At 56.1% G+C, this 17,830-nt stretch carries 23 protein-coding genes and 1 tRNA gene; 12 read left to right on the top strand and 12 right to left on the bottom strand.

Annotated elements, in window-relative coordinates:
- The first annotated feature begins 98 nt into the window (after positions 1-98).
- The 4 genes from IQ265_RS23315 (at position 99) to IQ265_RS23300 (ending at position 5,141) form a co-directional block, all read left to right on the top strand.
- Positions 99-578, top strand: coding sequence for a tRNA (cytidine(34)-2'-O)-methyltransferase (locus IQ265_RS23315; RefSeq protein WP_194058054.1), 480 nt, complete (start codon positions 99-101; stop codon positions 576-578).
- 943 nt (positions 579-1,521) lie between these two features.
- Positions 1,522-3,645, top strand: coding sequence for a peptidoglycan DD-metalloendopeptidase family protein (locus tag IQ265_RS23310; protein WP_194058052.1), 2,124 nt, complete (start codon positions 1,522-1,524; stop codon positions 3,643-3,645).
- Positions 3,646-3,839: 194 nt separating this feature from the next.
- A tRNA-Met gene (locus IQ265_RS23305) sits at positions 3,840-3,911 on the top strand.
- Positions 3,912-4,046: 135 nt separating this feature from the next.
- On the top strand, positions 4,047-5,141 hold the full coding sequence (locus IQ265_RS23300; protein WP_194058050.1) for a site-specific integrase: 1,095 nt from the start codon (positions 4,047-4,049) through the stop codon (positions 5,139-5,141).
- 192 nt (positions 5,142-5,333) lie between these two features.
- On the opposite strand, the gene IQ265_RS23295 is transcribed toward IQ265_RS23300, so the two are convergent.
- Both IQ265_RS23295 and IQ265_RS23290 read right to left on the bottom strand, forming a co-directional pair.
- Positions 5,334-5,693 (bottom strand): hypothetical protein, encoded by a 360-nt coding sequence (locus tag IQ265_RS23295; RefSeq protein ID WP_194058048.1) that lies wholly within the window; start codon positions 5,691-5,693, stop codon positions 5,334-5,336.
- Complete coding sequence (locus tag IQ265_RS23290) at positions 5,686-6,000, bottom strand: hypothetical protein (RefSeq protein ID WP_194058046.1); 315 nt, start codon at positions 5,998-6,000, stop codon at positions 5,686-5,688. Before IQ265_RS23290 ends, IQ265_RS23295 begins: the two co-directional genes overlap by 8 nt.
- Positions 6,001-7,840: 1,840 nt before the next feature.
- Here IQ265_RS23290 and IQ265_RS30800 point away from each other — a divergent pair.
- The 8 genes from IQ265_RS30800 to IQ265_RS30765 all read left to right on the top strand — a co-directional run bounded on the left by IQ265_RS30800 (position 7,841) and on the right by IQ265_RS30765 (position 10,711).
- Positions 7,841-8,035 (top strand): helix-turn-helix transcriptional regulator, encoded by a 195-nt coding sequence (locus tag IQ265_RS30800; RefSeq protein ID WP_228038364.1) that lies wholly within the window; start codon positions 7,841-7,843, stop codon positions 8,033-8,035.
- Between the two features lie 69 nt (positions 8,036-8,104).
- The gene (locus IQ265_RS30795) at positions 8,105-8,362 is read left to right on the top strand and encodes a hypothetical protein (protein WP_194058042.1); all 258 of its coding nucleotides are present in this window, start codon (positions 8,105-8,107) and stop codon (positions 8,360-8,362) included.
- A 2-nt stretch (positions 8,363-8,364) separates the two neighbouring features.
- Entirely contained in the window at positions 8,365-8,586 is a 222-nt protein-coding gene (locus IQ265_RS30790) for a hypothetical protein (RefSeq protein WP_194058040.1), read from the top strand.
- Positions 8,587-8,660: 74 nt separating this feature from the next.
- Positions 8,661-8,846 (top strand): hypothetical protein, encoded by a 186-nt coding sequence (locus tag IQ265_RS30785; RefSeq protein WP_194058038.1) that lies wholly within the window; start codon positions 8,661-8,663, stop codon positions 8,844-8,846.
- Between the two features lie 65 nt (positions 8,847-8,911).
- Complete coding sequence (locus tag IQ265_RS30780; RefSeq protein ID WP_194058036.1) at positions 8,912-9,085, top strand: hypothetical protein; 174 nt, start codon at positions 8,912-8,914, stop codon at positions 9,083-9,085.
- Positions 9,082-9,873 carry a hypothetical protein gene (locus IQ265_RS30775; protein WP_194058034.1) on the top strand — a complete coding sequence of 264 codons (792 nt, stop codon included), beginning with the start codon at positions 9,082-9,084 and terminating at the stop codon, positions 9,871-9,873. The genes IQ265_RS30780 and IQ265_RS30775 overlap by 4 nt, the downstream gene beginning before the upstream one ends.
- Before the next feature lie 404 nt (positions 9,874-10,277).
- Positions 10,278-10,523, top strand: a complete 246-nt coding sequence (locus IQ265_RS30770) for a hypothetical protein (protein ID WP_194058032.1) — start codon at positions 10,278-10,280, stop codon at positions 10,521-10,523.
- Positions 10,520-10,711 carry a hypothetical protein gene (locus IQ265_RS30765; protein ID WP_194058030.1) on the top strand — a complete coding sequence of 64 codons (192 nt, stop codon included), beginning with the start codon at positions 10,520-10,522 and terminating at the stop codon, positions 10,709-10,711. The genes IQ265_RS30770 and IQ265_RS30765 overlap by 4 nt, the downstream gene beginning before the upstream one ends.
- 240 nt (positions 10,712-10,951) lie before the next feature.
- Here IQ265_RS30765 and IQ265_RS30760 read toward each other — a convergent pair whose 3' ends face one another.
- The 10 genes from IQ265_RS30760 to IQ265_RS30715 all read right to left on the bottom strand — a co-directional run bounded on the left by IQ265_RS30760 (position 10,952) and on the right by IQ265_RS30715 (position 16,946).
- Complete coding sequence (locus tag IQ265_RS30760; RefSeq protein WP_194058028.1) at positions 10,952-11,359, bottom strand: hypothetical protein; 408 nt, start codon at positions 11,357-11,359, stop codon at positions 10,952-10,954.
- 63 nt (positions 11,360-11,422) lie between these two features.
- Entirely contained in the window at positions 11,423-12,010 is a 588-nt protein-coding gene (locus tag IQ265_RS30755; RefSeq protein ID WP_194058026.1) for an FHA domain-containing protein, read from the bottom strand.
- Positions 12,010-12,444 (bottom strand): hypothetical protein, encoded by a 435-nt coding sequence (locus IQ265_RS30750; RefSeq protein ID WP_194058024.1) that lies wholly within the window; start codon positions 12,442-12,444, stop codon positions 12,010-12,012. Before IQ265_RS30750 ends, IQ265_RS30755 begins: the two co-directional genes overlap by 1 nt.
- On the bottom strand, positions 12,441-13,550 hold the full coding sequence (locus tag IQ265_RS30745) for a hypothetical protein (RefSeq protein ID WP_194058022.1): 1,110 nt from the start codon (positions 13,548-13,550) through the stop codon (positions 12,441-12,443). Before IQ265_RS30745 ends, IQ265_RS30750 begins: the two co-directional genes overlap by 4 nt.
- Positions 13,534-13,929 (bottom strand): hypothetical protein, encoded by a 396-nt coding sequence (locus IQ265_RS30740; RefSeq protein ID WP_194058021.1) that lies wholly within the window; start codon positions 13,927-13,929, stop codon positions 13,534-13,536. The genes IQ265_RS30745 and IQ265_RS30740 overlap by 17 nt, the downstream gene beginning before the upstream one ends.
- On the bottom strand, positions 13,929-14,111 hold the full coding sequence (locus tag IQ265_RS30735; protein WP_194058019.1) for a hypothetical protein: 183 nt from the start codon (positions 14,109-14,111) through the stop codon (positions 13,929-13,931). The genes IQ265_RS30740 and IQ265_RS30735 overlap by 1 nt, the downstream gene beginning before the upstream one ends.
- On the bottom strand, positions 14,104-14,403 hold the full coding sequence (locus IQ265_RS30730; protein WP_194058017.1) for a hypothetical protein: 300 nt from the start codon (positions 14,401-14,403) through the stop codon (positions 14,104-14,106). The genes IQ265_RS30735 and IQ265_RS30730 overlap by 8 nt, the downstream gene beginning before the upstream one ends.
- Positions 14,404-14,406: 3 nt before the next feature.
- Complete coding sequence (locus IQ265_RS30725) at positions 14,407-14,961, bottom strand: hypothetical protein (protein ID WP_194058015.1); 555 nt, start codon at positions 14,959-14,961, stop codon at positions 14,407-14,409.
- A gap of 111 nt (positions 14,962-15,072) precedes the next feature.
- Entirely contained in the window at positions 15,073-15,576 is a 504-nt protein-coding gene (locus IQ265_RS30720) for a hypothetical protein (RefSeq protein ID WP_228038362.1), read from the bottom strand.
- A 323-nt stretch (positions 15,577-15,899) separates the two neighbouring features.
- A complete protein-coding gene (locus IQ265_RS30715; RefSeq protein WP_194058011.1) occupies positions 15,900-16,946 on the bottom strand; it encodes a hypothetical protein in 1,047 nt (348 codons plus the stop codon).
- Between the last annotated feature and the right edge of the window lie 884 nt (positions 16,947-17,830).

Raw genomic sequence — 17,830 nt, 5'->3', positions numbered from 1 at the left:
AAGTATTAATAAAATCTATATCCCCTAGACATTTCCTCCCTTGCCGTGAATAAGCCTTGACCCAGTGGGTCGTGCCCCCTGTTCTAGTTCTGGTCTATATGCCTGTCATTGTTCTGGTCAATCCCCAAATCCCCCCCAATACGGGCAATATAGCCCGCACCTGTGCCGCTACAACAACGCCTCTACACCTGGTTGGCCCCCTTGGGTTTGACCTTAGCGATCGCGCACTCAAGCGCGCTGGCCTAGACTACTGGCCCCAGGTCGACCTCACCCTGCACCCCGATTGGGAAACTTTTCAGGCCCAGCAGCGTCTACAGGGAGGACGAACCATTGGCTTTAGTACCTCTGGGCGATGTAACTATACAGATATGGTCTATCGACCCAACGACTGGCTGTTGTTTGGCAGCGAAACCGAGGGTTTGCCCAAGCAAATCCTGTCCAGCTGTGACGAAACTGCCTTTATCCCCATGGATCGCAGCATCGTCCGCAGTCTTAACCTTTCGGTTAGTGCCGCTGTTGCTCTCTTTGAGGCCCTGCGTCAGCTGCAAACCTCTCATCCCGACTCCGCCCTGGCCTGAACCTGCACGCTGCTAGACCCCAGTTCTGCCAGCGCGATCGCTATCCCGTCTCCCCCAGCGCTGACGAAACTAGAACTCAAGGCCCTCTCTAAAGAACGTTTTGTGCCTAGATTGCACTGTTCAATAGCCATGAAGTAATGAAATGGCTTCGACTTAACCCTGTTAAGGGCGTGCTCTAAACCCTGGTTGTACCAACAGCTTTTGGGGCTTATCCCTCCAAAAAGGCCTCTATTTAACAACCCCCGGCTCAAAAAAACGGCTCAGAAAATAAGTGGTTGTCAGGGATACAAATTTGGGGCAGCCAAGATAAGAAATTTATATGACCTGGCTTTCATCCCGCTGTTTTGGGTTTTGCCTAGGGCTATAAGCTCCTGTCGAAGCCCCGGGGCAGGACCTCGATCATGCCCCGGGGCCAAGGCTTTTCATACCTTTTAGCGGCAATTCGTCCCTTACCAAAGCCGGTTTGTGCTCAATTCGTGCCGATTTTGTGCCGATGTGTTTTCTCGGTCAGGGCCATGGCAATACGCTTGCCAAATACTTTTTTTTAGGGTTAAACGTTTATGTTGTGCACGTGAAGTTCCCGGTCACGAGCCTAGGGTTCAGGGAAATGACAGAGAATGCCTGGGTATTGATTTTCGTGTTAAGTCATGTAAACTTGCCTAGGTTGCCAAAGCGGGTTATTGTTACCAAGCCAAGGCGTAAATCTGTCGATCCGTTGTTGTTCTTTTGCTAGCAGCTTGCCTCAAAACTTTTGCAAAGACAGGGTTTCTGCCCCTTGGACAGTTCCCTCTTGGCTGGTTGATAAGGCGTTCTACGGGCTGTTAAGCGCTGGTTTACAGGAGGTCGTTCCTTGAAACGCGTAGTTCCCAAAGAGTCTAAAGTTGATTGTCTACCCTCTAGTTTGAGTGACACTCAATCGGAGACTTCAGGAGGTTATCGTCGAGTGCAAACTTCGGCAGCCATGCTGGGCCTGGCCCTATCGTTTGGAGCGTCTGCTCCTCTGCTCACCGAACCCGAGCTAGCCCTAGCTGCCGACGGCTCTCACTTGACTGTATTGCCCGCTGCCAATCGCGAGCAAGGCCAAACGCCTAAGCTAGTGTCGGCCCAAGCGGCCAGTTCATCGGCCTATCACAAGGTTGAACCCGGCGAGAGCCTGTGGAAAATTGCGGCTCAGCACGAAGCTGATGTTCAATCTATCAAGGCAGCTAACGGCATTGTTGCCGACGACACGCTGCGTGTGGGGCAGGTTATTCGGGTGCCGTCCGTGGGCATGGATAACTTGACCACTGCTACGGCAACCTCTCGCTTGGCCCTTAAAGCTGGGGTGGCTGGTGGTGTCGGTGGTGACCTGGCTGCTGCCAGTGGCTTGCTGCCCACTGGCGATATTCCTTCAGTAGATGAGCTCAAGCAGGCCTGGGAGCTAGATGAAGCCCTGTCTCTGGGTGCAGAAGATGAGCTTTCTGAGGCGCTTCTAGCCACTTCCGACGCTGAGAAGCTGGAGTTAGGCGAAGTTGTTGCCGACGATGCGACCGAGCCCGCCGCAACGGCTGCGATCGCCAGTACCGCTGGCGCTTCCGCTCAGGCGGCCTCCGAGGTACTGACTCCTGAGCCTGTAGCTTCTGAACCAAGTCAATCCTGGCTGGTTGCTGACGCTCAAGGCGCGCCCTCCGCAGATCAGCAGGCGGTTCAACTCAATGCCGTAGCTCCTGCTCAGCCTGCTGTTGAGGCAGCCCAGGCCGATTCACTCCAGACCAGCCTGCCCCTATACGACGGGGGAGATGTGCCTGTAGCCAGTCGCCAACCTGCCCCTGTGCCCGCCGCCGTTAGCACTCAGGTCGCAAGCGTTAAGAAAGACTTGACCCTGGCGGCGCTGCCTTTGCGGTCGTCGAATACGGAGGCCGTCACGAGCACTGGTGCTCTGCGCTCCTATCAGGTCAAACCAGGGGACACGCTCTGGTCGATTGCCTCAAGCAACGGTGTCACTCTAGATGAACTGCTCAGCCACAACAGCACTGTAGATAGCCCAGAGGCTCTGCTGGTTGGCGACAGCCTTAGTATTCCGGTGGCTTCAGCTCCTGCTGAGGTGGTCGAAGCTCCCGAAACTCCTAGCCCATCGACGAGTGAGCTGGCGGCTGCTCCCATAACCCGCGAGCAAGCTATCCGCGATCATCTAGCCCGCATCCGTGAGTCCAACAGCGCCCTAGTCGATCGCAACGAGCTGAATGCCCGCATCCGTGAGGCCCGTCAAGAGCTAGAGCGGAGCCGTACCAGTGCAGTTGCTCCCGCCAGGGTATCGCTTGAGTATCACGCTCCTCAACCCGCGGCACTGGCACAACCAGCGGTCGGCGGTGTTGAACCGGCTAGTGCTACAGCTTTGGCGGTTAGAGAAGGTGCTCAAACCACCGAAGCCCAGTGGACGGTTACCGATGCTGCCAAGGATGAAACCCAAACCGTTGCCGCTCTTGGCACGGTGCCCGAACCCGCTGTTGAATCTGTTGGACAACCCGTACAGGCAGATTCTGCTCGCCCCGAGAGCGAAGCTATTCCCAGCCAGCTGCTGGCTGCGGCACCTTTGGGGGCCGATGCCTATCGGGTTGCGCCTAACCTGCCGGTGGGTCAGACCGTCACGCCCAACATGCCCATGATGCCGGGAGCCGATCAGTTTTTGCCCGAGGCACCCGCTCTGTCTAACGGCTTCGTTTGGCCTACCCAGGGAACATTTACCTCGGGCTATGGCTGGCGCTGGGGTCGCATGCACCGAGGTATCGACATTGCTGGACCCGTAGGTACGCCCATTGTCGCGGCCGCTTCAGGGGTAGTGGTCCGATCGGGCTGGAACTCCGGGGGCTATGGCAACCTGGTGGACATTCGCCACGCCGATGGCAGTATGACCCGCTATGCCCATAACAGCCGTTTGCTGGTGCGCGAGGGTCAACAGGTCAGCCAGGGCCAGCAGATTTCGGAGATGGGCAGTACTGGTTACAGCACCGGGCCTCACCTTCACTTTGAGATTCACCCTCCCAACAGTGGCGCTGTTAACCCGATGGCCTATCTGCCAAGTCGCTAGTTGATGCGCTTGTGATCAGACAGCGGGCTAATAGATTTATTGGCTCGCTGTCTGGTCTAGCGGATTGCTGACTTCAGCAAAAGTCTTGGCAAAATTGCCGCTAACGACTTGGTATCTTGTCTATTTTGTGATAGATTCATTAACTGTTGGCTGACCAATAAAGCGCAGCTCTGGTTGGCAAAATCATACGCTATGGCTCAGTAGCTCAGTGGTAGAGCAGGGGACTCATAAGCCCTTGGTCGCGTGTTCAAATCACGCCTGAGCCATCTTTTTAATGTCTGCAAACCGCCCAGAACTCCTACAGCCAGGGAGTTCTAGGCGGTTTACGTTTTGTTAACCCTCCCTAATGCTCCCTAACACTCCCTAACACTCCCCAGGTTTTTAGGACGGATTTTAGGCGCATGGATTTTCAGGGCAGATTGAAGCAGGCTAACAGCCGACTGCGTACCGGCAGGGTAGGCGTGTCGATCGAGGTGAGTGGTAAGCGGCTCTGTCTGCGAGCCACGTTGCCACCCAGGCCGGGTAGTTCCAGGCACGGCCCATATCAGCAGCGGCTCTTTCTGGGCCACCATGCCAACCCAGCGGGGCTTAAGCTGGCGGAGGTCGAGGCCAAGCGCCTAGGACTGTTGCTAGAGGCGAGGAAGTTTGACTGGGCTGACTATGGAGCCACCGGCGAGAGCCGCACAGTTACCGATTGGATCACAGCCTTCGAGCGAGACTACTTTACCCGTCGCCAGCGCAGCTCAAAAACAGAGACTACCTGGCGCGATGATTATCTCAAGGCATTTAGCAAGCTGCCTCCGGGAAAGCCGTTGACCGTGCAGCTGCTGCGGGACACCATTAAGGCCACAGACCCGGACACCAGGACACGCAAGCGGGTGTGCGACTGCTTTGGGCGGCTGGCCAAGTTTGCGGGCCTGGAGTGCGACTTTAGCCCGCTCAAGGGTCACTACTCAACTACCACCACAGAGGTGCGCGAGGTGCCCCCAGACGCGCTGATTGCCGAGTGGTGGGCCAACATCCCCAATCCGACGTGGCAGGCTGCCTATGGGCTGATGGCGGCCTATGGGTTGCGGAATCATGAGCTGTTCTACCTAGATTTCTCGAAGATGCCGGTGCTGCTGGTGCTCGACGGCAGCAAAACGAACTTTCACCGGGTCTACCCGCTGTACCCGGAGTGGGTCGAGCAATTTGGGCTCAACTGTCCCCAATTGCCCTCATGCACCGGCGCGAACAATAGCGCCCTAGGCCATCGGGTAACGGTGGCTTTCAGGCGCTACGGGGTGCCCTTCGGCCCCTATGACCTGCGCCACGCCTGGGCGGTTAGGAGCCTAGAGTTTGGTATGCCGGTGGAGCTGGCCGCGCAGCAGATGGGGCACAGTGTCGATGTGCACTGCCGGACCTACCACCGATGGATCAGCGAGGAGGTTCACGACCGGGCGTATCGGGTGCTGATGGCGAGGGCTGATCGGCCTCAAGCTCCCCTTTCTTCCTGAGAGAGGCTGAGCAGCTGCTCTATGCGGGCCAAGTGCCAGCGGTAGGTAGGTCGGGCCGCTTGGGGTAAGGCGATGTTTCGGTAGTGAGTACCCTGCTTAAAGAGTTTTGTACGTAATTTCCAAAGCTGTTTGTCGCTTATGCACAGGGCTTTGCAGGCCGCCCCGGTGGTAACCCATTGATCGTTAAGTTTGTTAGGCATCGCCCCGACCTCCCAGTTCTACCGGCTTCCCCCACGCTTGAGCCATACGGCCAATGATGTACAGCAGGTTTTTATAGCCGTGCTCTGCCACCAGCTGCTCTACCAGGCGATCGGCCTCGGCCCAGGTTTCGGGTGGGGTCTCTGGGTCAGGATCGATAAGGTAGCTTTCGGTGCGGCTCCCATCCTCCAGAGTGACCAGATAGGGGCCTGGGGGGTTTTGTACGTTAKCCAGCAGGCGGCGGGTGGCCTCTGCGTTGTCGAGCTGCCTGGCTAGGGCCATAGCGGCGGGGATGGCGTGTTTGGGCAGCCGCACGGAGTCGGTGGGGCTGTTCCATTTGGGGTTTCTACCCATCGATCGCACCTCCCAGCAGGGGCAGCTGCCGAGGGCGGCGGCACGCGCTGATATGGCGTCTGCCCTCCCTTTGCATGACTCCAAACTGACCGATTAGCCACACCAGACCACGGCGGTTTAGGTCTCTGGGGTCATTGCCGTCGCATAGGACCGTTAAGTCGATCCAGAGTTCGTAGCCCAGCAGCCGCCGGAGAACATCGGCCTGAGCGATGAGGTCGGATAAATCTTCGCCACCGGTAGCTGGCGTGGCAGCATCGGCGGCCTGGGGGCCGCGATATTGGCGGAGGATGGGGCGTTCTCTAAGCATGGCTACCCCCTGAGTAATTGGGCTGCCAGTTTAGAGGGGGCCATGGTGTTGGTGCTGGTGCTGGTGCTGGTGCTGGGGATAACCCCTCCTCTCCCCCGGACCCCCTCTTCTCCCCCCCGGAGGATAAATTTTTTAAAGGGGCGGTCTCCAAAATACACACTTCATTCTCTCCCCCTAAAGGTGTAAACGCCGCTATATCAGCGCTTTCGAGGCTGTTYASKWTTTYTTKKYKTWWAKSMTCYGGNGRYSRCYGMGATCNRCRCNTCTNAKCNKKCGTYRSMRGYKTYASRTGTNGNTMTRGRKWSRGGTGCCAGAGATCGCAGTTTTTGTAGAGGGTCTGGGGGCTACAGTGGGCCTCTGCGATGATGGCCTTAACCCGCTGGCCTACGTTGAGGCCATCCAGGCAAAGTTGCTTGACGGCGGCGGCGATACGATCGCGGGCTTCGTTGGCGCGTTGGGTGCAGACATCCATTAGGCTTTTCCTCTCTCGTAGGGGTTCGCTGCCCATGGGCCAGTAGTACTTCTCTACGGACCTGGACCAGGTGATGCACCGCTTAGCAAGCTCATAGGTGTGGTTACACCATTCGTCTAGGCCGGGGCGGTTGAGGGCGATTTTGACCACGTAGCGTTGCAGGTCTACGCCGCTGAGCCTTTCAAAGACGCGGCCATAGGTGGCGATCGCTTTCAGCATGTCGTTGGTCTGGCCGTGGCCGGTCCAGCCTTCGTTGATGACGGTCTCTAGGTCGTCTTTCCACTCCTGGCATTTGCCGTTGGCTTTGCGGCGGTGGCGGCGGCGGTTGCCACGGGCCACGCTGAGGGCCTCTAAGATTTCGTAGTGGTCGTTAAACTGCACGGCGTTGTCCCAGAGGGCAAAGAACCGCGATAGGTCTTGGCTGATGGGCTGCAGGTCGTCGTCGAGGATGACGCTGCCGGTGCCGGGCTGGAGCGGCAGGCGGTGACCGTTGTATTCAAAGAACTCACCGACCCAGCTTTTGCCATAGGGCTTTTCGTTGGGAAAGACCTCGAGCTGGCCGGGGGCAAGTTTGAAGCCCTGGGCCTCTAGGCACTGCCGAATGGCACAGGCCACGCTAAATGTGCGGTAGGGGTGGGGGAAGGGGATGTAGATGTGGAGGCCACCGCTCCAGGAGCTGCGCACGATGATGACTCGGGTAATGCCGATGGTCTCTAATGCCCATCTAATGCGCTGGGTGGATTCTATGTAGTCGCTGCCAGCATCGATGTCGATCATGGCGTAGCTGGTGGTGGGGGCAAACCTGACGCCGACGATGGTGGCGGCGTCTTGCCACTTGGCCCAGAGCACTCGGGCTTTGATGGGGTATTTGTCGTTGGTCTTCCAGTCGGCGGTGGGGGTGTCGCTGGGGGTCTCTATCCACTTCCACGGGTAGCTGAAGAGCTGGCAGAGACGCTGGCCGTTGAGGTCTCTGGGTAGTGCGATGTCCTTCTGCTTCACTGCTCTGGCCCTCTGAACTGGGTCTGCTGGGGCCGTTGGCTATGGTCTGATGGTTTTCGTTGCATAATGGCTCCTGTTGGAGAAGATGTACTTACTGGTCACAAAAACGGCGATCGCCCCCTCAGAAGGCGATCGCCGTTTTTTTAGTGCCTATTCGGATGCCGTGGCGTTGGCTCTGTAGCTTTCATGGATCAGCGTCGAGTGTTGGGATAATTGGGTTTCACTCGGCGGGCAAGCCGGCAAGCGATTCCGCCGAGTGAATTGACCTGTAAAGCGATTTACGCTTCCCATTGAAAGGATAGCGTAAACGACTTTACCCGTAAATGGGTTTACGCTATTATGGAGCAAAGTTCCAAGAAGGAGTCACCGTTGGAAGTCCTTCGGATGAAAGCCGGTGTTACTCAAGAGGCCGTTTCGGAAGCTCTGGGAGTAACCGATCACAGTTATCGAAACTGGGTCAAAGGTCGTTCTGAAGCAAGACTGACAATCCGCCAGGTTAAAGCCCTTTGCGCGATTTTGAAGTGTGAGCTGAAAGACCTGCCTGATGACTTTTTCGAGCAATAAAAAGGGGACCGCCCGCAAAGCTAGCCCCCTCAGTCCACTGTCTATCTAGTAAACAGGAACCATCCAATTATGAATCAACCGCCCGCCCCTCCACCGGGGGCTAATTTTCAGTGCCCATGCAACCTCAGTTCTATACGCCCCAGCCTGCTGGCCCTGTCCAAAAAGGCGCGCGCCAACGGTGGGCAGCTCACTCCCATCCAGGCCGAGCTTTATAGCGAGCTCTGTGAGGCGTGGCAGTATTACCGCCCTACTCAGCCCCCCAAGTTTAAGGGCGAGGTAGATGGTCTGGTGGATGCGATCGGCGCGTTTCGCGTTGGGGTGGCGTAGTCATGACAAACCCAAACGACAACATATTTCCACTTGATGCTGGGGAGATCGCCTTTGGCCAATGTGGCCTCACCAAACGCGAATATTTTGCTGCAAAAGCCATGGAGGGGCTACTGGCTGCGGAACTTATAGACAGCCACTCTTACCCCCGCGATCTCGCTGATATGGCTGTTCAACGTGCCGACGCCCTGATCACAGCTCTGAACCAGCAGCGCACCGACTAACAAATTTGTAAACCCCAGGGGCAGAGCCGTCGAAAGCAGACCCCTGGGATTACCCCACGAAGGGCAATTTCATTATGTACCGAGACCCGTACACCCTCGCATCCTCCCACCCTGACAACCAGGCCGCTGACTTGCCCCTGCATCACATCGGGCAAGACGATGCGATCGCCACAGCCCAGGCCGTCAGGGTAAACAACCCTGCGATCGGGGCCATGTCTGCCCACATCAAAGCGGTACGCATTCTAGCCGCCACCCAATAACCGTTGCTGAGCCCGCGCCCCCACTCTCCTGGGGGGCGCTTTTTGTCGTTTTAAAAACTAAAGCCATGGATGAATACTTAGAAACACTTCGCATTGAAGGCCGCCACGAGGAAGCAGACGAATACGAAAAGTACCGTCAGGAACAAAACAAAGCGGTGCAAGAATGGGCCTCCAAATTAAGGGCTGAAGGCAAAGAGGTTAAGTATCTCAAGGACGGGGGGATAGAAATTCAGTTATGAATAACAACTGCGAAAGCGCCCAAGTTTCACTGTCCACTGATGAGCATGGCCGCAACTGGGAGCACTTTTGGTTAGGGCAGAACTACGCCTTCTCTAATCAGATTCCCAACCGCCAGAGCTTCACCACTACTAACCCCGGCGAGGTCATTTATCAGCGTGGTTTATGTCAGTGGAGCGCTCAATCATCGGCCCCCATGACAGCTCAATCTGCCCCCGCTATGGCCCCAGGTGAAGGCGGCGCGATGGGTCTGCTGCTGCTGGTCGGAATCATTGTCAGCGGCATTTATGCGTGGTTCACGGAAGTAAAGCCCGACTGTTCAGACGACTATCACCCCATGGCTGATGTGCCACCCCTACCCACCACCTGGCTGCCGGGGAATTCGACCCACGGAATTCCTACCGTTGAGCCCATCGAATTCGAGCGGAATTCGAGCGAATTCGAGTGGAATTCGCAAAGCGACAATGCGAATTCGCAAAGCGACAATGCGAATTCGCAAAACAGCCCAGATGCGAATTCGCACGGAATTCCGGGGGTTACAGCCGATTCGCAAGACTGGCCACCCAAAACCATGGGGGCACCCTATGACCCCCTCCAGCCAGAGCAGGCCGACGAATTCGAGACCTACTGCCGCCACCTTGAGAAAGACGGCCTCAACCCTAAAGGCAACGACATTATCAAGACTCTCTGGGGGGTCACCCCAGGCCGTAGCGCAGCCTACGATGCCGCCAGAAAACGGCGCGACACCTTTGCCAAACGCCTCGAATACTACCGCTATGAAGGAGCCTAAAACAGATGGCAAACACTGCACATTTCCCGAAACCCCCAGGGCAAAGAATTGGACATAGGCGCGTTAACGCGATTAAGTTCCTGGCACTGGTCGGTGCTGTTGCCTTAACCGTTTTTGATGCCAAGGTCTCTTACGATGGCTTCACCATGATGGTGCTGCCTCAGTACGTTCCCCTGGTGCTGGCGTTGCTAATCTTTGTCGTTCAGCTCTGCACAGGAGCAGTGCAGCAAATGGGGATGAATCCCTTTTATGGGGTAGGTGGTTCAGCCCTAATGGACTTCTTTTGGAGATGGGTTTTAATTGGCGTTTATGTCATTGATATAGGCTCTAATGCAATCGCTTTTAAGGTGCAGCAGTTCCTAACCTGGCAATCGCTAATGCTTTCCCCTGTCGAGTCTTTGACCATGGCATTAGTCTTACTTCTGCTCGCGGCCCTGCTCACCTTTGGCGATGAAATTTTGCTCCGCCTGGTCGATCGGCTCGACATCGGCGGCAAGGGCAACTCAGTCGCCGCCCAAAAGTTAGCCATTGAGGAAGCCGCCTACTACCGCTATCTGAGAAGCTACAAAACCCGCGCCCTAGCTCAGGCTGAAACCATAGGCGAGCATTCCCCCGTCACCTTTGACTGGTTGAAGGAGCCAAACGAGTGACCTACCTACGCCTGGCTCTCACTGCACCAGCTCGCGCTTGGGCCTGGGGCCAGCGCTACCCCTACGGAGCGATCGGTTATGGGCTGATTTTGCTCGCCGGGGCCTGGCTCAGCCGCCCCCTACTGGTGGCGATCGCCGCCGCCGCTATCATCAGCGGCCTAATCGCAATCTTCAAGCACAACTACTAGGTAAAACCATGGCAACCGAAAACCAGTCTGAAGGCCGCAGCGGAGCAGCTGCGCGAAACGCTGAACTACGCGCCAGAGCTGCCCAAAGAGAGGCGTATTGGAACACTCCCGAGTCTAAGCAGAGAGCCAAAGAGGCTGAAGCACAGTTTAAGAATCCCTTTGATGAACTGTGGGGAAATCGGGAGTAGGGTTAATTTCAAACCAACACACCACGCCCCCAACCACACCAGGGGGCGTTTTTTATTCGTAGGAGCTTTGAGAGATGAATGTCGCGCATTCCGTAGGCTGTTGGCCAGATTGCTCAATGATATAAAGCGTGTCTTCTAGCTCATTGAGCAAAGCAAATTGAATCCCATCCTCTCCCCTGGCCTCGATTTCGTTAAACGAAAGATTCAGCACCGACGAGAGCTTCTCTGGGCATCGAGCATCAAGGCCCAATATCGCCGCTTCATAGTTGGGTTGATAACGCATGTCGCCTTGGGCGTCCATATCCGTTATTTCTGCAATTGCTTTACTTACCTCAGCCTGGTATTCGGCAGGGCTCACCGGCTGCGTTGACTGGTCTAAATCCTTTCCCTTCTGGCTCAGGACAGCTAACCCCGCCGATAAACCAATCAGTCCCCAAAGATAAAGCTTGGCTTTGCCCATTGCCGCTACCTAAAACTCTTGTTTTATCATTCCCCCCGGCCTTACCTAATTTCGTACAAAACCCTAACGTTGGGCCAAATCAACTAGGGCCACGACGAAAGCCGTAGCCCCAGCGAGCATCACAACTCGGTAAACCTTGCCCAACACAGTCGAGCCCGAAAACAACCACTGCACCGCATAGAATGCCGTATCGGCATAGGTTCGCGGCGGTGCTGGTGCTGGTGTTGGTGCTGGTGGCTCAACTGGCCGGTAATCTAGCGGCTCTGTGCTAGCGATCGTCGGTGGGCCAGAGTCACCGCCCACCGTATCCTGCTCATCCTCGACAACGTTTAACAAGTTGTCAGCCAGGTAGAAGCGATCGCCAATTTTGAGCGGTTGCAAATCACCTGGGGGCAATAGTCTGCCGTTTAGAAACGTTCCTTCGCTGCTGCCCAAGTCCTGAATAGACCAGCGATCGGCGGCATAGGAATAGGCGATCGCCGCGTGCCGCCTGCTCACATTGCGAATGCTGATCCTTAGGTCGCTCGTTGGTGCCCGACCTAAAATCCACTCACCGCCCCGCTTACCTCCAGGGCAGTCAAGCTGGTAGGTCAAGCCGCGCCAGTCCTCATCGGCAAAATCTAAACCAAAGTAAAGGGAAAGGGTGGGCATTACTCCGAGGCAACGATAAACGTCACGGGGATTTGGTTCTGGTCAGCAATCTGCTGCCACTCAGCAACGGCGGCAGGCCCTGGCAGCGTTAGGGCAGCGCAGTGGTTATAGGTAACCTGCAGGGCCTCGGCGTTGGCCACCAGAGCCGCCATCTTGAGGTCTTCCCGCCAGGTCGCGGGCAACAGCTCCGACCAGGCTCGAAACATGGCCGACTTCAGCAGCGCCAGGCGGAAGGCGGGCCAGTCGGGCGGCAGTGGCTCCGGCTCAGTCTGAGGCGACTCGTAGGGCTCCCAGTTTCCTAAATCGTAGGCCGCTTGCAAGGCGTTTTGTGTGGCGACACTGTTTGAGTATGCCGCAAGCTCTGGAACGCTATTTACTACTTCGATTGGGCCATGAGTGATGCCGTCAACGGTCTGGATGGTTATGCTATTCATCGAATTTTTCTGTAGGAATAAACGGCGGTGCCTCTTACTAATTGGCTAGGACTGCCGAACGTGGACGTTTCTACCCAGATAAAAAGAGGAGTATTCCCACCCACTAATGGGTTGAATACAGACTCAAGATTTATGCCTACTTCAAAAACTGAGCCTGAAGGAGTCGCAAGGATTTCAGCCGTGTTTCCGGTAAACAAAGGGCCTATTGCTACAACTGAGGATGGCCCCACCCCTCTGACCTGAAAATTAATATAGTTGCTTGCATTATAGACAGCCCCTCTGCCAACTCGTATAACGGCGCGACTAAGTAAGCATCTAAAAGGCAGCGATGCCCTAAATACAGTGGAGGCAGAAATATTCGCAACTTCTGGTACGCCGCCCGAATCGTATTCCAAATCGCTCAGCCATAGGCTACCGCTCCACTGCCACTGGCCCACGATCAACCCTCCATTGCTACGCTCGCGCCAGGTCTGCCCCACCGTTGGAGCAATCGGCTCGGCTGGCTGGTCATAGGTAAACCCAGCGGGTATGGTTGGCTTCCCCGACAGGTCAGCGTAGGCCCCAGAAAATAGAGCCGGTTTGCCGCTGAGGTCAGCGTAGGCCCCAGAAAATAGAGCCGGTTTGCCGCTGAGGTCAGCGTAGCTGCCGGAGCTGGCCACTGAGGCCAGGGCGGCTAGTGTGGCGGCCTGGTTGCCGGTGGTGGTGATAAGAGAGGCGATCTCATTATTCTGTGCGCCCTGCTCGTCCTCAATGGCGGCAATGGAGATGTCTTGGGTCGTTTGACTGCTATCGAGTAGGGCAATGTCAGCCGCCAGGCCATCGATTGCTGTGTTTTGGGCTTCGTCGCTGGTGGTGAGTGCGGCGATCGCCGGGCCGTAGTCGGTAAGGGTTGGAATGCCCGTGAGGTCTGCATAGGCCCCCGAGAAGGCTACAGGGGCAAGTGGGGCTTCGCTTGCCCCAAAGGTAGAAGGGGGTAACGCGGGGTTGGCCCTGCCAATGTAGAACTGCTGGTCTGCATCGCTGTAGCCCAGCTCTCCAAACAGCAGCTCAGGCGGTGGCCCGCTGCCGGTGGTGCGCTTCGCCTTGAGCCTAACTCCCGTTGTCATAAGTACCGCCGTCAATGATTTGGAACGGGTCGTCATCGCTGGGCAGATACTCTTCGATCGTCACCTGCCAGTTGGCCACCGCGAAGATTCTGGCCCGCATATTGAGCTTGAGCTGAAACCGCCGCGCCACATAGCCCGCCTCTATCAGCACCGGGTCAAGGGGATAGGTGATCAGCTGCTCGTCTCGGGTGGCGTAGAGCCGCCCCATTTCGTAAAAACTACCATCGGCCTGCACCAGGCGCAGCCTGATGTAGCCCTGCCCCGGCCACTCCCCAACCCAGTTCTGACGGACTCTAAACAGGTTTCCCAGAACCGAAGCGGGGATAGTTTCCCAGTTCAACAGGTTAGGGTTAACCGTGCCTAGAGTCTGCCAGGGCATTATTTATCGGCCTTGGGCTCGGGTTTAGCCGCTGGTTTGGCGGCAGCCTTAGCTGGAGGCGGTGCCGAATCCCCAGCAGGGATCAGCTCCTCACCCTCATTAAAGGACGGCGGTTTAACGCGGCGACGGCGGGGGCGTAGGCTTGCCAGAGTCTGTTGATATAGCTCTTCTTCTTCAGTCATGGTTAGTTCTCGGTAGTAATAGGCCGTGTTCGTTGCTCGTAAACTCAATGCCTGAACTAATGCCCCACTCGAGGTTGTCTACCACCTGGTTAATCCAGGCGTCGGGATCGATGCCTTGCTCGGCTAGACAGTCCAGTGTGGTGTCGAGGTACCCTGTGCCGTTAATGAGGTCTTCGATTAGCCCCTCACGGACGGCCAGGGCCTCGGCCTCGGCCCTGGGGTCGCGCTGGTCGCCCTTAGAGTCGAGGTTGCGGAAGACGGTAGAGAATGGGTCGAAAATGTCCAGAGCCATAGCTTAGATTGCTTCAACGCCTACTTTTTCTCGCACCAGGCTGACGCGCTTGACGGCGGCGGCAGCGTTGGCGGTCAGCAGCCGAGCCTTGACATCCAGGAAGGAGTCCATCTGATCGTCAATATCAGCCGTTGCACCGAAGGGGCAGCTAAAGCGATTGCCGTTGTACTTCAGATATTGAAGCCCAGTCACATCGCTAGTGGCCACCGTGACCGCTCGGGTGTTATTGCGGAACAGTACGATTCGAGCGGGCGAGAACTTGGGGAAGTTCACCACGGTCTTAGCACCTAGGGCAGCGGTGACCCTGGCGATAGAACTAGCGTTGATGGCGGTGCTTAGGGTGGTAAACGATGTAGGGCTACACCGTGCCTGAACCACTTCGTCAGCTTCGATGCCAACGGTAAAGGGTTCGATGTAGACAATCTGGCTCAGGTCTCGCGCCCCTCGGGTGCCCACCTTACTGGGGCGTGTTGCCGCGGTCTGTAAATGGTTAATGTAGTTGGTCAGCCCCTGCTGGAGCTTGGCTGCGCGCTTAATGTCTGAATACCGTCTACCCATAACAATCCACCTTAAAAAACGTTATGCCTATGCTGCCCGACTCGCAGTGGGTAGATTTTCGGCGGAAAGGCTATGACTCTCCGACAAATTTTAAGAACTGCGGGCGAGACATTAACTTGCCAACTCTGAGGGCCAAAGGCCAGTTCGATCAACCAGGGGAATAGGGTTTTGCAGGCCCCAAATGTGCAGCAAGGCATATTGAAACCGGACGGTGGCGATCGGCCTACGGCGGGGCAGTCGCCTAATTTCGCCATAAATGCGCTCTGTTGGCGGAATCACAGGGTAAGCGGCCCCCTCTTCTAAGTTTTCGCTATAGCTTGCCTTTTCCCAATCGGGGGTGTCTTGTCCTACGTCAAGCACCCTATCGACCAGCTCTCGCCCGCTGCCCTCGTTTCGGCAAAGGATTTGCAGCTGATACCCTTTCCGTTTATCGGTATAGCTGAGCATTCCTCGTCCCTTGCGCCATTGGTAACCACCACCGACAGCAAAGTTGGAGCGCACCCGAGTAGCGAGCACCTGGGCGATCGCCGGGGTTATGGTGTCGCTGTCGTACTGCATCAGTCTAAAACTCACCTCGCCGGTTACCGGGGCAAATTCTACGTCTACGTCCTCCAAATCCTCCTGGAAATAGAGCTGAATTTGAGGCTTAAACCTACGAGTAGGCTGAAATGTTCCTGTTGGGATGCCAGTAATAGGCACTTGGATTCGTTGTAATCTGACTCGCTCAAATAGCAACCAGCGCAATTGAGTCATGATTAAGCTATCGGTGTCTTTATGGCTACAGGCCCATGCCAAAGAACTTTTTGGAGTTGTAATGTCTTCGTCTAACTCACCTTCATCAGACGTTCTAAAGTAATCTCGTATCTCTCGATTCATCCACTTTCTGACAACACTTTGAAGGTGCTCTTGTTCTGAGAAGTCGGGAGGTAAAGGCATGGCTAATTAGTCCTTTCAGCGTCGCTAGCGGTTAGGTTAGGGCTGGCACTGGCGGCTGATTCAGTTGCAATCTGAGATTCTACAGGTTGATTAGCCAGCCAAGGATCGGGAACGGCTTCAATCACAGAAGATTTAAACCCTTGCCAGTTTTCGAGTAATTCCCCTGACTCTTCCTGAATTTCTAAAACGTTGCTGGTGGCTACTGAAGCAGAGCTAACAATATCTTCTGTTCGCTCTGCGGCGTCGGTTAGCTTGCTAAAACGAGTCCTCATGCGGTGCTGAGCTTGAGCGCGTTCGCTCATGGGTTTATAGGCTCGCTCTCCAACGACACCAAATCTAAGCAGGGCATTACCTATTTTGCCCGTGTTCTCAGCCACCCATTCAAGCAAGTCCTGAGTCGAGTCTGAGATACTTCGAACCGTCCAAATAATCATAGATGCGCTTTGAACGATGCGGTTTGCTTTACGGTAAGAATCAATCGCACCATCCACAAACGCATCACCAAAGACAGAGCGAACGTAGTTTTTAACTGTTGTGCCAACGATTTCGCCAATATCTAATTGGTTGCCTTCTTCATCGTCAATGCCAATAATATCTAATCCCTGCCCCAGCACATAGAAAAACGTTTCTCCAATGTCGCGGCTCAGCATTGAAACGTTGTGCATCACACCAACAAAGGTTAGAAAATCCAAAACCTTTTGCATACGTGTGGTCTCCCACGCCTTTCTTAGAAACTGATTAAGAGTTTCTAGCAAGGTGAAAGTCTGCCCTAGCTTCAACCGCGATTCAATTCCGATTCCGTACAGGCCAGGAAAGCCGCTCACCGGGTTAGCGGCTCGCTGCTGGGTGTCGGTCGCCTTGTTTTGAATGTCCATCACCCGCTGCCGCTCGTAGATGCAGGTTGGCGGCTGGGGTAGATTGGCTGTTTGAACTGGCTGCGGTTTGACCACCTGCACGCTGGGATTGGGCTGGGTGCGATTGGTTAGATCAGCGGTGGGAGTGTTGACCTTCTGCCTCACCCCTTCTAGCAGTACCACTGGAATGGCCACTTCTAGGGGCGATGTTGACGAACCACTGAACGTGCCCGGAAGGCCGCCCAAAATAGGCGATCGCCCCCCTGTAGGTTTCGTTTTGTCCACTGGAGTCAGCGGGTCTTCTGCGGGCGGTGTCAGCGGGTTATCGGCCAGGTTAGAGGGGGTTTCGCTCGGGGATTCCAGGTCGGTGGGCTGAGGAACTGGCTTCGGCGTGGTGGTGGTGGTTGGCTCTTCTGTGGGCGTAGGCGAAAAGTTGGGAACCGGAGCCGGAGAAGCCAGTGGAGTGGTATCGGGCACGTCCTGGGGCGCGGTCTCTGGCCAAGAGGTATCGCTTGGCGTAGGTTGCGGTGCCGGTGACGGCAGAGTGCGCGGGGCAGCGCCAGGCGTAGCCTGCCTTGCTGGGTTGGGAGCACGTACCGCATCTACTCCACCCGGTGGATCACCCCCGGTGTCTGGTTCTCCATACCAAGGTGTGACGGTTAAGCCTGTGACGGAAAACGCGCTTTCCCCGTTGACAGAATTGATCCATCGGAATGATGCTCCGCCCAAATTCAAAAAAACTTGGACAGAGGTTCCAGCAGAGGTTCTTACTGTGCCGGGGTAGCTAATGCCATAAGATTCACCAAAAGGCCCAGGGCCGGGCGTCTCTTGCCGCGTTAGGCCGGAGACAGGGCCGTAGACGTCCATGGAAGGGATCACCCCTTCGCGTGGAACCCCTCCCACGCTGTAGCGGATTCGATAGTTGACACCCGGACTTTGGCCGCCAGTAAAAGGTGGAGCTATCCCAGGGTCTATGAGCGCGCCCTCGTACATCGCGAAGGGATTGAGTTCGTTGGGGTACTCGTCGGAGCCGCCAAAGAAGTCGGGAACCAGATCGTCAACGAAACGGCCCAACCCGC

The organism is Nodosilinea sp. LEGE 06152 (assembly GCF_015207525.1).
Classification (GTDB): Bacteria; Cyanobacteriota; Cyanobacteriia; order Phormidesmidales; family Phormidesmidaceae; genus Nodosilinea.
The sequence above is the reverse complement of the archived record's forward strand: the minus strand, read 5'-3'. Positions and strand labels throughout refer to the sequence as shown.